Source organism: Thermohalobaculum xanthum (genome assembly GCF_016623495.1).
GTDB classification, from domain to species: Bacteria; Pseudomonadota; Alphaproteobacteria; order Rhodobacterales; family Rhodobacteraceae; genus Thermohalobaculum; species Thermohalobaculum xanthum.
Genome location: NZ_JAEHHL010000004.1, coordinates 222,134 through 240,800, shown reverse-complemented (window position 1 = coordinate 240,800; position 18,667 = coordinate 222,134). Strand labels below are relative to the sequence as shown.

Annotated in this window: 17 protein-coding genes; 8 read left to right on the top strand and 9 right to left on the bottom strand. The window is 70.2% G+C overall.

Going from position 1 to position 18,667, the window contains the following annotated elements:
- Window positions 1–18: 18 nt before the first annotated feature.
- Window positions 19–642, bottom strand: a complete 624-nt coding sequence (locus H0I76_RS08790; protein ID WP_200609378.1) for a LysE family translocator — start codon at window positions 640–642, stop codon at window positions 19–21.
- Window positions 643–652: 10 nt separating this feature from the next.
- Window positions 653–1,234 (bottom strand): helix-turn-helix domain-containing protein, encoded by a 582-nt coding sequence (locus tag H0I76_RS08785; RefSeq protein WP_200609377.1) that lies wholly within the window; start codon window positions 1,232–1,234, stop codon window positions 653–655.
- A 235-nt stretch (window positions 1,235–1,469) separates the two neighbouring features.
- Between H0I76_RS08785 and H0I76_RS08780 the strand changes: the two genes are divergently transcribed.
- Both H0I76_RS08780 and H0I76_RS08775 read left to right on the top strand, forming a co-directional pair.
- Entirely contained in the window at window positions 1,470–2,162 is a 693-nt protein-coding gene (locus H0I76_RS08780; protein ID WP_200609375.1) for an SIMPL domain-containing protein, read from the top strand.
- A gap of 7 nt (window positions 2,163–2,169) precedes the next feature.
- A complete protein-coding gene (locus H0I76_RS08775) occupies window positions 2,170–2,478 on the top strand; it encodes a hypothetical protein (RefSeq protein ID WP_200609373.1) in 309 nt (102 codons plus the stop codon).
- 10 nt (window positions 2,479–2,488) lie between these two features.
- Here H0I76_RS08775 and H0I76_RS08770 read toward each other — a convergent pair whose 3' ends face one another.
- Window positions 2,489–3,706, bottom strand: coding sequence for a trans-sulfuration enzyme family protein (locus H0I76_RS08770; RefSeq protein WP_200609372.1), 1,218 nt, complete (start codon window positions 3,704–3,706; stop codon window positions 2,489–2,491).
- 138 nt (window positions 3,707–3,844) lie between these two features.
- On the opposite strand from H0I76_RS08770, the gene H0I76_RS08765 reads away from it, so the two are divergent.
- A complete protein-coding gene (locus H0I76_RS08765) occupies window positions 3,845–4,687 on the top strand; it encodes an FAS1-like dehydratase domain-containing protein (RefSeq protein WP_200609371.1) in 843 nt (280 codons plus the stop codon).
- Window positions 4,688–4,693: 6 nt separating this feature from the next.
- Here the strand turns inward: H0I76_RS08765 and H0I76_RS08760 are convergent, their stop codons facing one another.
- Window positions 4,694–4,912, bottom strand: a complete 219-nt coding sequence (locus H0I76_RS08760; RefSeq protein ID WP_200609370.1) for a hypothetical protein — start codon at window positions 4,910–4,912, stop codon at window positions 4,694–4,696.
- Window positions 4,913–5,389: 477 nt separating this feature from the next.
- Here H0I76_RS08760 and H0I76_RS08755 point away from each other — a divergent pair, with 477 nt between their 5' ends.
- The 3 genes from H0I76_RS08755 (at window position 5,390) to carB (ending at window position 11,942) form a co-directional block, all read left to right on the top strand.
- A complete protein-coding gene (locus tag H0I76_RS08755) occupies window positions 5,390–6,616 on the top strand; it encodes an aminopeptidase P family protein (RefSeq protein ID WP_200609369.1) in 1,227 nt (408 codons plus the stop codon).
- A gap of 420 nt (window positions 6,617–7,036) precedes the next feature.
- Window positions 7,037–8,359 (top strand): DEAD/DEAH box helicase, encoded by a 1,323-nt coding sequence (locus tag H0I76_RS08750; RefSeq protein WP_200609368.1) that lies wholly within the window; start codon window positions 7,037–7,039, stop codon window positions 8,357–8,359.
- A 274-nt stretch (window positions 8,360–8,633) separates the two neighbouring features.
- Entirely contained in the window at window positions 8,634–11,942 is a 3,309-nt protein-coding gene (gene carB, locus H0I76_RS08745) for a carbamoyl-phosphate synthase large subunit (RefSeq protein ID WP_200609367.1), read from the top strand.
- Here the strand turns inward: carB and H0I76_RS08740 are convergent.
- A complete protein-coding gene (locus H0I76_RS08740; protein WP_200609365.1) occupies window positions 11,915–12,841 on the bottom strand; it encodes a LysR substrate-binding domain-containing protein in 927 nt (308 codons plus the stop codon). The genes carB and H0I76_RS08740 overlap by 28 nt on opposite strands.
- 105 nt (window positions 12,842–12,946) lie before the next feature.
- Between H0I76_RS08740 and H0I76_RS08735 the strand changes: the two genes are divergently transcribed.
- The gene (locus H0I76_RS08735) at window positions 12,947–13,381 is read left to right on the top strand and encodes a cupin domain-containing protein (RefSeq protein WP_234455212.1); all 435 of its coding nucleotides are present in this window, start codon (window positions 12,947–12,949) and stop codon (window positions 13,379–13,381) included.
- Between the two features lie 15 nt (window positions 13,382–13,396).
- Here H0I76_RS08735 and H0I76_RS08730 read toward each other — a convergent pair whose 3' ends face one another.
- Both H0I76_RS08730 and H0I76_RS08725 read right to left on the bottom strand, forming a co-directional pair.
- On the bottom strand, window positions 13,397–14,227 hold the full coding sequence (locus tag H0I76_RS08730) for a class I SAM-dependent methyltransferase (RefSeq protein ID WP_200609363.1): 831 nt from the start codon (window positions 14,225–14,227) through the stop codon (window positions 13,397–13,399).
- A gap of 76 nt (window positions 14,228–14,303) precedes the next feature.
- A complete protein-coding gene (locus H0I76_RS08725; protein ID WP_200609361.1) occupies window positions 14,304–15,446 on the bottom strand; it encodes an alpha-hydroxy acid oxidase in 1,143 nt (380 codons plus the stop codon).
- 234 nt (window positions 15,447–15,680) lie between these two features.
- Here H0I76_RS08725 and greA point away from each other — a divergent pair, with 234 nt between their 5' ends.
- Entirely contained in the window at window positions 15,681–16,154 is a 474-nt protein-coding gene (greA, locus tag H0I76_RS08720; RefSeq protein ID WP_200609359.1) for a transcription elongation factor GreA, read from the top strand.
- Between the two features lie 74 nt (window positions 16,155–16,228).
- Here greA and H0I76_RS08715 read toward each other — a convergent pair whose 3' ends face one another.
- Together H0I76_RS08715 and H0I76_RS08710 are read right to left on the bottom strand one after the other, a co-directional pair.
- The gene (locus tag H0I76_RS08715; RefSeq protein WP_200609357.1) at window positions 16,229–17,416 is read right to left on the bottom strand and encodes an MFS transporter; all 1,188 of its coding nucleotides are present in this window, start codon (window positions 17,414–17,416) and stop codon (window positions 16,229–16,231) included.
- Complete coding sequence (locus H0I76_RS08710; protein WP_200609356.1) at window positions 17,413–18,666, bottom strand: molybdopterin-binding protein; 1,254 nt, start codon at window positions 18,664–18,666, stop codon at window positions 17,413–17,415. Before H0I76_RS08710 ends, H0I76_RS08715 begins: the two co-directional genes overlap by 4 nt.
- Between the last annotated feature and the right edge of the window lies 1 nt (window position 18,667).

Here is an 18,667-nt window from a genome sequence, read left to right as displayed (position 1 = left end):
TCTCTCCCTCTTTCTTTCTCAATCCAGCACGATGCGCGCGGCAAGGCCGCCGAAGGCCACGGCGCTCACCCGGTTCATGAGGCGCGATGCGCGCTTCAACCGCTCGGCAACGAGGCCGGCGAGCCCGCCATAGAGGCAGTCGAAGATCAGCCCGATCAGCGCGACGCCCGCGCCGAAGATCAGGAACTGCGCCCAGGCGGGCCCGACGGCCGGGTCCACGAATTGCGGCAGGAAGGCCACCATGAAGACGATGACCTTCGGGTTCATCAGGTTGGTTGCGAGTGCGCGAGCGAAGGCGCGCGCCATCCGGCTGCGCCCCAGCCTCCCGCCCAGATCGTCCCCCGCGGTCCAGCTCGACCAGGCCAGCCAGACGAGATAGGCCGCGCCGATCCAGCGCACCGCGTCATAGGCCCCCGGTGCGCCGAGGATCAGCGCCGAGAGGCCGGCTGCAGCCAGAATGGCATGCACCATCATGCCGACGGCCGAGCCTACTCCAGCCGCGACGCCGGCCCAGGCGCCACCCCTCAGCCCGCAGGCAATGCAGAACATCATCCCGGGCCCCGGCGTGATCATCAGAACGACCGAGGCGATCACGAAGGCCACGCCCGTCCACGGATCGATCGACATCAGCGTCTCGAACATCGCAATGCCCTCAATAGACCGGCGGCGCGATCACCCAGATCGCGACGGCGGGCTCGGTGCCCGGATTGCGCCAGCGGAAGGCCTCGCCCCGGATGCGGAAGCTGTCGCCGGGACCGAGGCGGTGGCGCGCGCCCTCGATCTCGATCTCGAGCGTGCCGGATACGATGTAGCCCGCCTCCTCGGTCGGCCGGGTCACGGGCTCGGTCAGCCGCGCGCCCGGCGCGAAGACCGAGCGAACGATCTCGAACGAGCCCGAGAGGTCGGGCGAGAGCAACTCCTCGCAGAGCCCCTCGCCGGCGCCGCCCAGCGTCCTGCGCGCGCCCGCGCGCACGACATGGCCGCGCTCGGCCTCGGGCCCCTCGGCGCCGCCGAAGAAGAGCGAGAGCGGCTGATCCAGCGCATTCGCGATGCGGCGAAGGTCGGCGATCGGGGGATCGGTGATCCCGCGCTCGACCTCCGAGAGCCAGCCGACGGACCGCCCGATCCTGAGCGCCAGCGCCGCGAGCGTGAGGTTGCGCGCCCGGCGCAGTGCGCGCAGATCCGCGCCGACGCCGCCGGCCCGGGCCGTCTCCTCCAGTCGCGCCGCTTTCATCCGCCGCCGCTCCGTGATTCGCCCCGAGGGGCCTTGGGTGCGTGAAATTTTGCGCCGTATTTTCACGCAACAGCGCGCCCGATTGCGCCGGAGGACGTCGCATTCGGGACATTTCGGCACCCTGCCGCGAGAAAAATTTCAGGCAGCGGGCGCTGGAGAATTCCATGCCCGTGCGTAAGATCGCGGCACGTCACCCAAGCACCCCATCCGGGGGCGCCAATTGAAGGACCACGCCATGCTGCGCCTCATTCTCGCGCTCGCGATTTTCGCTGCTGCCCCTGCCATCGCAGACGAAAGCGCACCGCCCCGAACCCTTTCGGTGACCGGCCGGGGCGAGGTGACCGCGCCGCCCGACATTGCCCGCGTGAACCTTGGCGTCACCACCGAGGGCAACACCGCCGCGCAGGCGCTCGACCGCAACTCGAAGGCGATGAGCGGGATCTTCGAGGCGCTGAAGGCCGCCGGGATCGAGGAGCGGGACATCCGGACCACGAATGTCTCGCTCTCGCCACTCTGGTCGAGACCGGAGGGCAACGACGAGCGCCCCAAGATCCGCGGATACAGCGCCAGCAACACCGTGCAGGTCACCGCGCGCGACTTCGATGCGCTGGGCGGGCTTCTCGACCGGGCGACGCAGGCCGGAGCGACCGACATCGGCGGCATCTGGTTCGACGTCTCGGATCGCGAGACCCGCCTCGACGCGGCACGCGAGGCTGCCGCCGCCGATGCGCGGCGCAAGGCCGAAATCTATGCCGGGGCGATCGGCGCGACACTCGGCCCGGTGCTCTCGCTCGTCGAGGGCGGCGCCATGATGCCGATGCCCAAGCTCGAGATGCGCATGGCCATGGCCGATGCGGCCTCGGTTCCGATCGCGGGCGGCGAGGAGACGCTGTCGGTCAGCGTGTCGGTCGTGTTCGAGTTGAAGTGACGCGCGGATGAGCCCCGTGACCGCCTTCATCCTGTTCAACCTGGTTGGCGCGCCCGTTGCCGGGCGCGTCCTCTGGCTCGGGATGGGGGCGTTGCACGGACAAGGGGCGACCTTTGGTGCCGTCCTGCTCAGCATGGCCGGTGCGGGCGCCATTCTGGCGGTCAATGTCGTGCTGACCCGCAGGGCCGCGCGGGGCGGATTGCACAAGCAGGGCGTGATGGCCATGGCAGCCGTCACGCTCGTGACCCTCGGGCTCACGGTGGGGACGGGCTTCTTCTCGCCCCTCAACCTCGCCTTTGCATTGCTCCGCGCCTGACCGGCAGAAGTCAGAGCGCCTGGTCGAGATCGCGGATCAGGTCCGCCGCATCCTCGAGCCCGATCGAAAGCCGGAAGATCCCGTCCCCGGCCCAGTCACGATAGGCCGCGGCCTGCGCGCCTTCGAGCCGGAACGACGTCTCGATCAGGCTCGCCGTCGGCATCCAGCAGACCAGCGTGCGGTGATGGCCCAGCGATACGGCGTGATGGATCACGCGCAGCCGCGCGGCCATCCGGGTCGCGACCTCGGCACCCTCGGCCTCGCCGCCCTTCACGCGAAAGCTGAGCATGCCCGAGAAATTCTTCATCTGCCGCCGCGCGAGGTCGTGCTGCGGATGGCTGGGAAGGCCCGGATAGATCACCCGCTCGACGCGCGGGTCGGCCTCGAGCCAGCGCGCCACCGCCAGAGCGGTCTCCTCATGCGCCCGCATCCGCAGCGGCAAGGTCGCGGCTCCGCGCGCGATCAGCCAGGCATTGAAGGGCGACATGATCCCGCCGTAGTGGACGATGGCCTCGCTCACCAGCGGACGGATCAACTCCGCCCTGCCGCAGACCACGCCCCCGATGGCGTCGCCATGCCCGCCGAGATACTTCGTGGCCGAATGCATCACGTAGTCGGCGCCAAGCTCCAGCGGCCGCGTCGCGACCGGGGTGGCGAAGGTCGAATCGACCGCCAGCCGCGCGCCGGCCGCATGCGCGATCCGCGCCACCGCGGCGATATCGGTCAGGCGCATCAGCGGATTGCAGGGCGTGTCGATGAAGACGAGCTTCGTCCCGGGCGTCACCGCCGCCTCGACCGCCGCGAGGTCCGACATGTCGACGGTCGCAACCTCGACGCCCATCCGGGGCAGCGTGTCGCGCGCCAGTTCGGCGATGCCTGCATAGCTCACGTCCGAGAGCACCAGCCGGTCGCCGGACGACAGTTCGGAGGCCAGGATCGCATGCGCCGCCGCCATGCCGCTGGCAAAGGCCGATGCCGCCTCCGCTCCCTCGAGTGCCGCGACCTTTTCCTCCAAGCCGCGGACGGTCGGGTTTGCCCAGCGGGTGTAGACGAACGGGCTCTCCTCGGTAAGCTCGCTGGCCGAGAAGCCCTCGGGCTTTTCGGTGACGAAGGTCGAGGACATGACGATGTTCGGGCTCGACGCCCCCGTTGCGGGATCGGGCCGCTCGCCCGCGTGGATTGCGAGCGTGCGCGCACCGGCGCTTCCGGCGTCGAGATTGCGTGCCATCTGATGTCCTTCCCAAAGGTTGTCGCGGCCACAGAAGCCCGGCGCCACACCTCGCGTCAACCGCCCGCTGCCAAAGGGGTGGATCGGCGTGCCGCTTTGCCGCTATGCCTCGATCCAAGCCGATCGCAGGAGGCCGCGATGACCACGCCCGACCCCACGGACTGGGTTGGCCGGAGCCGCACGGAAACCGACCCAATGAGCCCCTGGGCCGCCAACGCCCTGGTCGCGACGCTGGGACTCGACCGACCCGCTTTCGCCCCCGGCGACGCGCTGCCGCCGTTCTGGCACTGGATGTATTTCCTCGAGGCCCGGCCACGCACCGAGCTCGGCCCCGACGGCCACCCCGCGACCGGCGGCTTCATGCCCGCCGTGCGTCAGCCGCGGCGGATGTGGGCCGGAGGGCGGGTCGAGTTCCACGCGCCGATGCCGCTCGGCGCGCCGGCCACGCGACGCTCGACGATCGCGCAGGTCGCCGAAAAGACCGGTCGGGCGGGCGAGATGACGTTCGTGACCGTACGCCACGAGATCGGCGGAAGCGGCGGGCCCGCCATCGTCGAGGAGCAGGACATCGTCTACCGCTTCGATCCCGAGCCGGGCGCGAAGCCTCCGGCGCCGAAGGCTGCCCCGACCGACGAGACCGCCCGGCGCGAATGGTCGATGGGACCGGTCGAGCTGTTCCGCTACTCGGCCCTCACCTTCAACGGCCACCGCATCCATTACGACCTTCGCCACGCGACCGAAACCGAGGGCTACCCGGGCCTCGTGGTGCACGGCCCGCTGCTCGCAACGCTTCTGCTGGATCTCGCGGGTGACATGGCGGGTGGCGCGCATCGAATCCGGCGCTTCGACTTCCGCGCGCTCGCGCCGGTCTTCGCCGGCGAAACCTTCACCGCCTGCGGGCGCGAGGCGCCGGAAGGTGCGGACCTCTGGATCCGCGGTAACGACGGGCGGCTTACGATGACGGCGAGCGTGGACCTCTGACGCGGCTCAGCCGCCGGCCCGGGGCCCCTCGATCAGCGCGCCGTGAGCCGGACGTTCGTAATCCGCCGGCGCCGAGCCGGCATGACCACCGCGCTTGAACTCGTAACCTGCCAGCCCGTCCCGCGCCCACGAGAGCACGACGAGATGGCGTCCGATGCGGTCCTCGCCCTTCACGATGTCGACGAAGCCCCTCAGGTGCGGCGTGTCCTCGGCGCGGATCACCATTCCACGGCGATCCAGCTCGACAACTGCGTGCCGCTGGGGGCCACTTGCGGCGGTCGCGACCGCGAACAGTCCCTGCGCGCGCCGCCCTGGGTTGGGAGATCGTTTATCGAGGGCAGAGCGCATCTCACTCGGCAAATCGTTTTCCATCACGCAACTCCGTTCACCCCGCATCCTCAGCATGCGCCGATTCGCGCGAAAGAAAAGTGACCAACTCGCGACTTTCCCGGAATGGGACATAGAATCTGGCGTATTTCCAACCTCGTGGCGCCGATGCGACGCCTCGTTTCCGCGTGACAGGCGCCCTGGCGCCGTGCAATCTCTCGCCCGAGCGTCCGGCGATGGCGTCGCCGGGGCGGGGAGTGCCCGCCATGCTTGCGGCTCTGCCGGGCTGTCGCCCGGGCCCGCACCGTCCTGCACGCCGGGATCTTCTGTCCCGGCGGCGGATCACGGATCTCCCCGGGACCAAGGGAGGTTCGCATGGCATCCCCGACCACGACCCCACGCCCCGAGTTCTTCACCTTTCGCAACGGCGTGCCCGCGCCCAAGCCCTTCGCGCCCGAGGAGTACGCCGCCCGCGTCGCCGGACTGCGCGCAATCATGGCGGCCCATGGGCTCGACGCGGTGATCCTCACCTCGATGCACGGCATCGCCTATTACACGGGCTTTCTCTATTGCGCCTTCGGGCGCCCCTTCGGCGCCGTCGTCACCCATGACCGGGTCACCAGCGTCTCGGCCAATATCGACGGCGGGCAACCCTGGCGGCGGACCGAGGGCGACAACATCGTCTACACCGACTGGCAGCGCGACAATTTCTGGCGCGCGGTTCGGCACGTCGCGGGACGCCCGCGACGCATCGGCGTCGAAGGTGATCACCTGACGCTGCAGGCGCGCGAGAAGCTGGCCGACTTTCTCGATGCGCCCGAAGTTGTCGACATTGCCCCCGATGCGATGCGCCAGCGCATGGTGAAGTCCGCCGCCGAGATCGCGCTGATCCGCGAGGGTGCCCGGGTTGCCGACATCGGCGGTTTCGCCATCCGCGACGCGATCCGCGCGGGCGCGCGCGAGATCGACGTGGCCATTGCCGGGCGCGACGCCATGGAGGTCGAGATCGCCCGCGCCTTTCCCGATTCGGAACTGCGGGACACCTGGGTCTGGTTCCAGTCCGGCATCAATACCGATGGCGCGCACAACCCGGTCACCGCCCGGCCGCTCGCCCCCGGCGACATTCTCAGCCTCAACTGCTTCCCGATGATCTCGGGCTACTACACCGCGCTCGAGCGCACCCTCTTTCTCGGCGAGCCCGACGCCGCCTCGCTGAAGCTGTGGGAAGCCAATGTCGGCGCGCACGAGCTTGGCCTCTCACTGATCCGCCCGGGCGTGCGCTGCTCGGATATCGTCGCCGAGATCAACGCCTTCCTCGAGGCGCGCGATCTCCTACGCTACCGCTCGTTCGGCTATGGCCACTCCTTCGGGATCCTGAGCCACTATTACGGGCGCGAGGCGGGGCTCGAACTGCGCGAGGACATCGACACGATGCTCGAACCCGGCATGGTCGTCTCGATGGAGCCGATGCTGACGGTGCCGGAAGGAACCCCGGGCGCCGGCGGCTATCGCGAGCACGACATTCTCGTGGTCCAGGAAACGGGCGCCGAGAACATCACGCGCTTCCCATACGGACCCGCGCACAACATCGTGCCCGCCTAATCGCGCGGCGCACACCACCCGCGTCCCCGGCGTCACGCCCTGCCGGGGGCGCTTTGCCGCAGCGCAACAAGTCCTTGACTTTCCGGGCCCGGCGCCCGATGTGAGGGGCGCACGTTGCTCGGCCGTCGCGTGAACGGCCCGCACCCCTTCCGTTGCGCCCAGGCGGCGCGGACTTTCCGGTGCAGGACACGATGCAAGGCACGCCGGTCGCCCATGGGGCGCCCGACAGCCTCCGACCGGGTTCCCAATTCACGCTGGGTTCTCACGGCCCGATCGCGCGCAAGGCGTGCGTTACCGGGCCGGAACCAGCCATCGGGCCTCGCGCGGCGCAATGCCGGGCGCGGGTCCGTCCCGACGCCCCCGCAGGAGCGGGGCTGCGGGCCGCTTCGTGCGCCCGCACAACACGAAAAGGCATATCCCTTGACGACTTTCGAAGCCCTCGGGCTTGATTCATCCATCCTCCGCGCCATCGCCGCTCTCGGCTTCGAGGCGCCGACCCCGATCCAGCGGGACGCGATCCCGCATGTGCTCGAAGGGCGCGACCTGATGGGCCTCGCGCAGACCGGCACCGGCAAGACCGCGGCCTTCGGGCTGCCGCTGGTCCAGCACCTCATGGCCGAGAAGCACCTGCCCGAGGCCCGGACCGTGCGCGCGCTGGTGCTCGCGCCGACCCGCGAGCTGGTGAACCAGATCGCCGACAACCTGCGTGCGTACACGCGCCGCACCGATCTGCGGGTCGCCACGGTGGTGGGTGGCGCCTCGATCAACAACCAGATCCGGATGCTCTCGCGCGGCACCGACCTCCTGGTCGCGACGCCCGGGCGTCTACTCGACCTGGTCGAGCGCCGCGCCGTGCGCCTCGACACCGCGCGCTTCCTGGTGCTCGACGAAGCCGACCAGATGCTCGATCTGGGCTTCATCCACGCCCTGCGCAAGATCGCGACCCTGGTCGGCACCCCGCGCCAGACGCTGCTGTTCTCGGCCACCATGCCCCGGCAGATGGAGGAGCTCTCGCGCGCGTATCTCTCGGACCCCGTCCGGGTCCAGGTCTCGCCCCCGGGCCGCGCCGCCGATCTCGTGCGCCAGTCGGTGCATTTCGTCGAGCAGTCGGCCAAGACCGACCTGCTCAAGCGCCTGATTGCCGAGGATCGCGATTCACTCAGCCTCGTCTTCTCGCGCACCAAGCATGGCGCCGAGCGGCTGATGAAGCAGTTGGTCGCGGCGGGCTTCAAGGCCGGGTCGATCCACGGCAACAAGAGCCAGGGCCAGCGCGAGCGCGCCATCGCGGGCTTCCGCAAGGGCGAGATCCGGGTTCTGGTCGCCACCGACGTCGCCGCGCGCGGCATCGACATCCCCGGCGTCAGCCATGTCTACAACTACGACCTGCCCGAGGTCGCGGAATCCTATGTCCACCGGATCGGGCGCACCGCCCGCGCCGGCGCCGATGGCGAGGCCGTGGCCTTCTGCACGTCCGAGGACATCGGCCTCCTGCGCGCCATCGAGAAGCTCACGGGCGTGCCCGTCGCCGTCGCCAGCGGCGAGGCGCCGCCCGAGCCGCGCGGCGGCGCCCGCAAGGGTCCCCGCCGCGGCCGTCCGTCGCCCCAGGGCGCGGGCCGTCCCGCGGGGCATGGCGCGCAGCAGAAGCCGCGCCGGCACGAGAGCGCCTCGGCCCCCAGCGCGGCGAAACCCGCGCGCCGCTGGCGCCCGGCACGCCGGCGCGCCTCCGCGACCGTCGACGCCTGAGCGGACGACCAAGGACAGAAAGCGGGCCCCGGCGGGCCCGCTTTTTTGATTCCGGGAATGGCAGCACCCCGGCGGCGAAGCAGCGCGCCCGAAGGCCATGACGGTCCCGATGCGACACAAGGCGCCGCGTTCCGCACCGCCAGAGCCGCGGGTTGCGGAATCCCTTCCTTGCCCCGGGGCGCGGGATCGGTATAACGCTCGCCAGTTTGCCGCCAGACCGCCCGACCGGGCCGGGCAGCCCGCCCGGAGCGGTTCGCTCGCGCCGGAGTGAGACATGCCGAAACGCACCGATATCCGCTCGATCATGATCATAGGCGCAGGACCGATCGTGATCGGGCAGGCCTGCGAGTTCGACTATTCTGGCGCCCAGGCCTGCAAGGCGCTGCGCGAGGAAGGCTTCCGGGTCATCCTGGTCAACTCGAACCCCGCGACGATCATGACCGATCCGGGGCTCGCCGACGCGACCTATATCGAGCCGATCACCCCCGACGTCGTCGCCCGCATCATCGAGAAGGAGCGCCCCGACGCGCTCCTGCCCACGATGGGTGGCCAGACCGGGCTCAACACCGCCATGGCATTGGCCGACATGGGTGTCCTCGACAAGTTCGGCGTCGAACTCATCGGCGCGAACCGCGAGGCGATCGAGATGGCCGAGGACCGCAAGCTGTTCCGCGAGGCGATGGACCGCATCGGGCTCGAGAACCCGCGCGCCACCATCGTGACCGCGCCGAAGATCGCCGGCGGCAAGCGCGACATCGCCGAGGGTGTGCGCCTCGCCGTCGCCGCTCTCGACGAGGTGGGCCTGCCCGCCATCATCCGCCCCGCCTTTACCCTGGGCGGCACCGGCGGCGGCGTTGCCTACAACCGCGAGGACTACGAGAAGATCTGCCGCTCGGGGCTCGAGGCCTCGCCGGTCGGCCAGATCCTCGTCGACGAGAGCCTGCTCGGCTGGAAGGAATTCGAGATGGAGGTGGTCCGCGACCGCGCGGACAACGCCATCATCGTCTGCTCGATCGAGAACATCGACCCGATGGGCGTGCATACCGGCGATTCGATCACCGTGGCGCCGGCGCTGACGCTGACCGACAAGGAATACCAGCGGATGCGCTCGGCCTCGATCGCCGTGCTGCGCGAGATCGGCGTCGAGACCGGCGGCTCGAACGTGCAATGGGCGATCCACCCGGAAACCGGGCGCATGGTGGTCATCGAGATGAACCCGCGCGTCTCGCGGTCCTCGGCGCTCGCCTCCAAGGCCACGGGCTTTCCGATCGCCAAGGTCGCGGCCAAGCTTGCCGTGGGCTACACGCTCGACGAGCTGCAGAACGACATCACCGGGGTCACGCCCGCCTCGTTCGAGCCGACGATCGACTATGTCGTCGTCAAGATCCCGCGCTTCGCCTTCGAGAAGTTCCCGGGATCGAAGCCCGAACTGACCACTGCGATGAAGTCGGTGGGCGAGGCGATGGCCATCGGCCGCAGCTTCCACGAGGCCATGCAGAAGGCACTGGCGTCACTCGAGACCGGCCTCACCGGCTTTGACGACATTGCCATCGACGGGGTCTCTCCGAACCAGACGGCCGAGGAGCGCAAGCGCGCGGTCCTCGCGGCCCTCGGGCGGCAGACGCCCGATCGCATCCGGATCATCGCGCAGGCGATGCGCGAGGAACTGACCCTCGACGAGATCGAGGCGGCGACGAAATTCGACCGCTGGTTCCTCGAGCGTATCGACGAGATCGTCTCGGAGGAGGCCCGCCTGGTCCGCGACGGCCTGCCGGAGGACGCGGCGGGGATGCGGCGGCTCAAGATGATGGGCTTCACCGACGCCCGCCTGGGCACGCTCACCAATCTCGACGAGGGCGACGTGCGCCGCATCCGCCATGCGATGGGTGTGACCGCGGTTTTCAAGCGCATCGACACCTGCGCCGCCGAGTTCGAGGCCCAGACCCCCTACATGTACTCGACCTACGAGGCCGACGTGGCGGGGGCGGTCGAGTGCGAGGCGCGTCCCACCGGCCAGAAGAAGGTCGTGATCCTCGGCGGCGGGCCGAACCGGATCGGCCAAGGCATCGAGTTCGACTATTGCTGCTGCCACGCCTGCTTCGCGCTGACCGAGGCCGGCTACGAGACGGTGATGGTCAACTGCAACCCCGAGACGGTCTCGACCGACTACGACACCTCGGACAGGCTCTATTTCGAACCGCTCACGCTCGAGCACGTCCTCGAGATCCTGCGCGTCGAGCAGGAGAACGGGATGCTCCACGGCGTGATCGTGCAGTTCGGCGGCCAGACGCCGCTCAAGCTTGCGCGCGGGCTCGAGCAGGCCGGCATCCCGATCCTTGGCACCACGCCCGATGCGATCGACCTCGCCGAGGACCGCGAGCGCTTCCAGAAGCTGCTGCACAAGCTCGACCTGCGCCAGCCGCACAACGGAATCGCTCATTCTCCCGAGGAAGCCTTCCACATCGCCCAGGAGGTCGGCTATCCCGTGGTCATTCGTCCGTCCTACGTGCTGGGCGGGCGTGCCATGGAAATCGTGCGCTCGGATGCCGAGCTCGAGCGCTACATCCGCGAAGCGGTGGTCGTGTCGGGCACCTCGCCGGTCCTGATCGACAGCTATCTCTCGGGCGCCGTCGAGGTCGATGTAGATGCGCTTGCCGACGGCGAGAGCGTCCACGTCGCGGGCGTCATGGAGCATATCGAGGAGGCCGGCGTCCATTCCGGCGACTCGGCCTGCTCGCTGCCGCCGCATTCGCTCAGCCGCGCGACGATCGAGGAACTCGGCCGCCAGACCGAGGCGATGGCCTTCGGCCTCGGCGTGAAGGGCCTGATGAACGTGCAGTTCGCGATCAAGGACAACGAGATCTATGTGCTCGAGGTCAACCCGCGCGCCTCACGCACAGTGCCCTTCGTCGCCAAGGCGACCGGCTCGCCGGTCGCGTCGATCGCCGCGCGGGTGATGGCGGGCGAGCCGCTGACCGGCTTCGACCTGATCGATCCCAACACCCCGCACATCGCCGTCAAGGAAGCGGTCCTGCCCTTCGCGCGCTTTCCGGGCGTCGACACGATCCTCGGGCCCGAGATGCGCTCGACGGGCGAGGTCATGGGCCTCGACCGCAGCTTCGCGCGCGCCTTTCTCAAGAGCCAGCTCGGCGCCGGCACGCCGTTGCCGACCGGCGGGTCCGCCTTCGTCTCGGTCCGCGACCAGGACAAGCAGGCGATCCTTCCGGCCGCGCGCATCCTCGACCGGCTGGGCTTCACGATCCTCGCCACGGCCGGCACCTGCGCCTTCCTGACCGGGCATGGCGTGCGTGCCGAGCGCGTGAACAAGGTCTATGAAGGCCGCCCGGATATCGTCGACCACCTCAAGAACGGAGGGGTCACGCTGGTGTTCAACACCACCGAGGGCGCACAGTCGGTCAAGGACAGCTTCGACATCCGGGCGACGGCCCTGACGATGAAGATCCCCTACTACACCACCGCGGCCGGCGCCGTGGCGGCCGCGCGCGCGATCGAGACGCTGAGCGAGGGCGAGATCGAGGTCGCGCCGCTGCAGGGCTACTCGGCCAAGATCGCGACCGCCTGACCGCGGTCATCCGGCAGCTCGCCTGCGGCGCGGCCCTCGGCGGTGATCCAGTCTCGGAACGCCGCGATGACCGGCTCGTCCTGCCGGTCAGCGGGGCAGGCGACCGAGTAGATGAGGTAGGGCCCGCTCTCGCCGTCAAAGAGGCGCACAAGCCGGCCGTCGGCCAGCTCGCGCTCGACCAGCCGCAGATAGGCAAGGGCCACGCCCTGCCCGCTCTCGGCCGCGTTCATCGCGAGCTCGCAATGCGCGAAGGACGGGGCCGTCGGCCGGTCCGGCGGCGCGGCGCCCACGGCGAGGAACCAGTCCGACCACCCGTCCATCACCTCGTCGCGCAACAGCGGAAACGTCGCCAGCGCGGCGGGGTGGCTGGGATGGCCGCGCTGCTCCAGCAGTGCGGGCGACGCGACGGGGCCGCGCGGCGAGGCGAAGAACGGGGCCACGCGCGCGCCGGCGACCGGGTCGGCGCCCCAGTGGATCACCACGTCCGTGCCATCCGAGAAATCCGTCGGCGGTAGCCCCGTCGAGATCGAGATCTCGACCTCCGGACAGAGCGCCGCGAAACGGTCGAGCCGCGGGATCAGCCAGCGCGCGGCGAAGGCAGGCGTCGCGCGCACCGACAGGCGCTCGGCCGTCCTCCCGACGCGCTCGGTCGCGCGGGCGAGGCGGTCCAGCACGGGCGCCACCTCGGCCAGATACGCGCGCCCGGCGCGCGTCAGGCTGATCCTGTTGTGACCGCGCGCGAAAAGCTCCTGACCGAGCAGCGTCTCGAGGCTCCTGAGCTGATGGCTCACCGCCGACTGCGTCACGCATAGCTCGTCCGCGGCGTCGCGAAAGCTCAGATGACGCGCCGCGGCTTCGAAGGCGCGCAGGGCGGCGAGAGGCGGGATCCGCCGCGTCATGGTGGTTGAACCAAGTTCATGGCCGGATGAAATCCTCTCGTTTGGCGCGGCCAGCCCCTGTTTCTACCATCGAATGCCGAGTCCGGCCAAACCGAGGAGGTAGCGATGGCCCGTTCACGAACAGAGTTGACCCGCCTCGCCGCCGCGGTTGCGCTTTTCGCCGCCGGCGCGCTCGCCGGGACCGCGCTGGCGACCAGCGAGCCGCCCACCGAGCACAAGGGCCTGAAGGTCGAGTCGCTCGGCAAGGTCGCCGAGACGTCGATGCGCACGCAGATCGGGCTCGAGGGCCACGTCCTCCAGCTTCGCGCCATCACCATCGAGCCCGGCGGCCAGATCGCGCGCCACAGCCACGCCACGCGTCCGGGCCTCGTCAAGGTGGTGAGCGGTACCTGGGTCGAGGGCCGCCCGTCCGGCGAAGCCGTCTACGGCGCCGACACGCCCGGCGGCATTCTCGAGGATGCCGAAACCGATCACTGGTTCTTCAACCGCGGCGACGAGCCCGCGACCGCGATCGTTTGCGACATCGTCCCCGCCGGCTGACGCCCGGCCGACGGATCAACCGGGCACGGCCGCCTCGACAACGTAGCCGCGAACCGCACCGTCGACCGGTCCGTCGCCCCAGACACGCGCGATGGCCCGGCCGGCATGCTCGGTCGCCCTGCCAAGCCCGTCGGGGTCGCGCGCCTCGATCTCGCCGCGCAGCGGCGTGCCCTGACAGTAGGCCAGCGCCGCCTCGTATGCCGTGGCCGCGCGGCTGCGCGCCGTCATCGGGTCGATCTGCCTGAGCACGAGCCCGGCCGCGGCCACCTCGCGGGCGATCACCTCGGGGCGGCCGTGTCCATGCGGCGTGCGGGCCAGGAACCGCGGCGGATCGTTGGGCCAAAGCTGGGCCAGCGCCTCGGTCACGGCATGGGCGAAGTCGTTTGCCTCGATCGCGTCCCACATCGTGAACAGGAACCGTCCGCCCGGCTTCAGCACCCGCCGCGCCTCGGCGTAACCCTTCACCCGGTCGGGGAAGAACATGGCACCGAACTGGCAAGCCACGAGGTCGAAGCGCGCCGCATCGAAGGGCAGCGCGAGGGCATCGGCCACCTGCCACTCGACCCGGCGCGCGCCATCCATGCGCCTGCGCGCGTAGTCGATCATCGCCGCATTGAGATCGGTCGCGACAAGCTCCGTGCTCTCGGGCAAGACCCTTGCGAGCACGCGCGTCAGCACGCCGCTACCCGCGGCCGTCTCGAGGACGGCGTCGGGTGCGCACGCGGCGGCCAGTGCACCCATGCGCTCGGCGAAATCCTGAAAGATCAGGGGAACCAGATACCGGTCGTAGATCTCGGCAACCGAACCCGAAAAGGCCGTATCCGTGCCGGGGCGGAATTCGGACATTGCCGCGCCTCCATTACCCGCCCCGCCGGGCGAGGATAGCGCAGGCCAGCCCGATCCTGATGCAAAAAAATGGGTTTCACTCCAGGAACGCCGGCAGGTCCGACGGACGCCGCGCGCCCAGCTGGCCCATGGTGATCGACAGTTCCTCCATCAACACATGGATGGCGTGCGCCGCTCCCGCCGCGCCCATCGCCGCGACTCCATAGTAGAAGGCGCGCCCCAGCAGCACGAAATCCGCGCCACAGGCGATCATCCGCATGATGTCGAGCCCGGTGCGCACGCCGCCATCGGCCAGCAGCGGGTAGTCGGGCCCGACCGCGGCGCGGATCGCCGGCAGCACCTCGACGGCCGAGCGCGCCGCGTCGATCTGCCGGCCGCCATGGTTCGAGACAACCACCGCGTCGGCACCCACGTCGCGGCAGATCACCGCCTCATCGGGGCTGAGGATGCCCTTGATGATCAGCTTGCCGTCCCAGTCCTCGCGGTACTGACCAAGCTTGGTCGCGGTGATGCGCCCGTCGCGCAGGCGGCTCAACTCGGCGCCGATCTGCTCGACCGTCAGCCCCTGTGGCAGATAGTCGGTCAGGTTGTTGAAGCGCGGCATGCCGTGTTTCGCCATCGCCATCGCCCAGGCCGGATGCCGCGCGATGTCGATGGCAAGCGGCAGGTCCCAGCCTGGCGCCCAGCCCAGCCCGTTCCTCATGTCGCGATCGCGGCGCATCTTCTTGGGCACGTCGACGGTCACGACCAGGGTGTCGAAGCCGGCGGCCTTGGCGCGCCCCAGGATGTGGCGGTTCTTCTCGCGATCCTTCATCGCGTAGAGCTGGAACCACGGATGGCCGGGCGCGAGGGCTCCGATCTCCTCGATCGTGGCGTTGGCAACCGTGGAAAGCGTGAAGGGGATCCCCGCCTCTTGCGCTGCGCGCACCAGATATTCGGCCGAGCGTGGCCAGAGCAGGCCGCCGAGCCCCACGGGTGCCACGCCGAAAGGCGCGGCCCAGTCCCGCCCCAGGAACCGCGTCGACAGGTCCGGCGACCCTTCCCACTCGCCAAGGTAGCGCGGCGTCAGGATCACCTCGTCCAGCGTCCGGCGGTTGCGGTCGAGCGAGACTTCGAGCCCGATGCCGCCCGCGAGGTAGTCCCAGGCGATCTTCGGGATGCGCCGTCGCGCAGCCTTTTCCATCTCGGCGATGCAGGGAAACCGACGATCGAGGTTCATGCGCGCCCCCTCCCGCGTTGGACCGGGAACCAGCGGTAGCCTCTCGCCCGCCCGCCCGCAAGGCTCGGGCTTTGCGCCTGCGCGACGGTGCTTGCATTTCCCGCCCGACGGATTCTAAGCTTCATCGAAACGGGGCCGCGCCGGAAAGGCGCGGTCTTGTTTTTGACACGGCGCGAAGGACGGCCCGGCGGGCCGCCCGTCGTGTCGCGACGACGCTCACGCCGAGGGGTTGAGATGGAAAAGGTCCCGATGACCAAGCAGGGCTATGCGGCCCTGAACGTGAAGCTCAAGCAACTCAAGGACGAGGAGCGCCCCGCGATCATCTCGGCCATTGCCGAGGCGCGCGAGCATGGCGACCTGTCCGAGAACGCCGAGTACCATTCGGCGCGCGAGCGCCAGAGCTTCATCGAGGGCCAGATCAAGGAACTCGAAGGCCTGATCAGCCGCGCCGAGGTGATCGACCCCGCCAAGATGTCGGGCCCGACCGTGCGCTTCGGCGCGACCGTCACGCTGCTCGACGAGGACACCGAGGAGGAGCGCGTCTTCCAGATCGTCGGCGAGTCCGAGGCCGATCTCGAAGCCGGCAAGCTCAACCTGCGCTCGCCGCTCGCGCGCGCGCTGATCGGCAAGGACGAGGGCGACTCGGTCGATGTCAACACGCCCCGCGGCGCCAAGAGCTACGAGATCCTGAGCGTGCGATACGTCTGACGCGCGGCACCGGCCGCCCCTGCCATGCACGGCCCCGGGCCACCTCCGGGGCCGTTTCGCATCCGGCGCGCCGCTCATGTCGGCATCAGCCGCTCGCCATCCCAGCGCCGTATCAAAACCAGCGCGGCGATGAGCGAGACGGCCGAGAGGCCGGCGGCCAGCCAGTAGCTCGCGGCCATGCCCTGCGTGCCGCTCACGACCCCGGCAAGCAGGGTCGCCCCGGCCATCACCGTGCCCGAGATCGTGCCGACATAGACCCCCTGCGCGGTCGCGGCCAGCCGCGGCGGAATCGCCGAGGCGATGAAGGCCATCGCCCCCAGATGCGCCAGCGCGAAGGTCAGTGCATGCAGAGCCTGTAGCGGCCAGAGCGCCCAGAGCGCAGGCTCGGCCGACAGCATGCCCCAACGGAGGATGCCGGCCGCCGCGCCGATCGCGAGTGCTCTCGCCGGGCCCAGTCGCACCACCAGCCGAGCGCCGGGTCCCAGCATCAGCGCGACCTCGACCGCGACCCCCATGGCCCAGAGCTGCCCGATGACCTCGGCGCCGATACCCTGCGCCGCCCAGACCAGCGAGCCGTAACTGTAGAACACCGCGTGGCTTGCAAGCCCCGCGCTGGCGGCGACGACGAAGGCGAGGAACGCCGGGCTCGCCGTCAGCTGCCAGCCCTCGCGCAGCCCCGCCGTGTCGAGCCCGCCACCAGGCGGCGCGCCGCCGCCCGGATGCATCAGTCCGAACACGGCCGCGAGTGCGCAACACACGACCAGCGACCACAGCGCGGCATCCGGCCCGACATGCGCAATCGCGACGCCAAGCCCCAGGTTCATCACCAGGAAGGCGGCCGAGCCGACCGCTCGCGCTTGTGGATAGGGAAAGCCGTGCCGGATCGCGGCCCTCAGGCCCAGCGCCTCGCCCAGCGGGATCATCGGCGAGAGCGACATGGTCACCATCAGCGTGAGGACGAACAGGACGGGCCGGCTCTCGGCCAGCGCGTGCAGCGCGAAGACCGTGGCCGCCACGAAGCCGCAGATCCCCAGCATCAGCCGCCGCACCGCATGGGCGTCCGCGACGGCCGACATCGCGGCGTTCGCCACCAGCCGCACCGCGAGGGCCGCGCCCAGGTAGGTGCCGATCTCGCCGTCGCCAAGGCCCCAGGCCTTGAGCCAGACCGGCCAGTAGGGAAGATGTGCCCCGACGGCCAGGAACAGGGCCGCGTAATACCCGCAGGTCAGCAACCCCGCCCGGCTCGCGAGCGCGGAGCTCATGTTCCGAAGGCAGCGAAGGGCAGGAAGCGCACCGGCAGGCCTGGCACCACCTCCAGCGCACCGTCGGGCAATTCGCACAGTCCCGTCGCCCAGCTCAGCCCGCCGATGAGGCCCGAGCCCTCGGAGCGGAAGACCTCGACCCGGCCCTCGGGGTCGAGGCGTGCCCGCAGATACTCGCGCCGCCCGGGCTTCTTGCGCTTCTCGAAGGCGGCGGGCAGCATGACGCCCTCGGGCTCGACCCATCCTGCCCCGGCCATCAGCATCAGCGCGGGCCGCGCGAAGACCAGGGCACAGACGAAGGCCGCGACCGGATTGCCTGGCAGGCCGAAGATCGGCACGCCGCGCCACATCCCCAGCGCGAGCGGGCGGCCAGGCTTGACCGCGATGCGCCAGGTCTCGATCCGTCCCTCGGCGCGCAACAGCTTCGAGACGTGGTCCTCGTCGCCGTCCGAGGCCCCGCCGGTTGTCAGGATCGCGTCGACCTCGTCGGCCCCGCGGTCGAGCGCGGCGCGCACCTCCTCGGCCCGGTCGGGCGCGCGGCCCAGATCGACCGCCTCGAAGCCCTGCGCGGCAAGAAAGGCGAGCAGCATCGGCCGGTTCGCATCGAAGATGCCGGCGCCCTCGGCACCGGGCTCGATCAGCTCATCCCCGGTCGACAGGACGCCCACGCGCAGTCGGGCGCAGACCGCGACACGGCCGACGCCGACCGAGGCGATCCTCGCCAGATCCTGCGGGGCGATGCGCCGCCCCGCGGGCAGCGCCTCAGTGCCCGCCACCGCGTCCTCGCCTGCCGCGCGGGTGTTGGCGCCGCGCTTTCTTGGCGCGGCGATCAGGACCTCGTTGCCCGATACCTCGCAATCCTCCTGCAGGACGACCGTGTCGGTCCCCGCCGGGACCTCGGCCCCGGTCAGAATGCGCAGCGCATACCCCGCCGGAACCGTCCCACCGAAAGGCCGCCCCGCGGCCGCGCGCCCCTCGGCCAGCGGCAGGCGGGCCTCGTCGGCACCGCAAAGGGCGTCCCAGGCGAAGGCATAGCCATCGACCGCCGCGTTCGCGGCCGGCGGGTTGTCGCGCTTCGCGATCACCGGCCGGGCCAGGATGCGGCCCGCGGCCGAGGCGAGCGGCACCTCCTCGTCGGCGGTCACGCGGCTCAGCGCCGCGCGCAGCCGCGCCAGCGCCTCGTCGACCGGCGTCCAGTCGACCCCAGGCGGCAGGGCGAAGCAGTCGTCGCGCAGGCGTTTGCGGGTCATG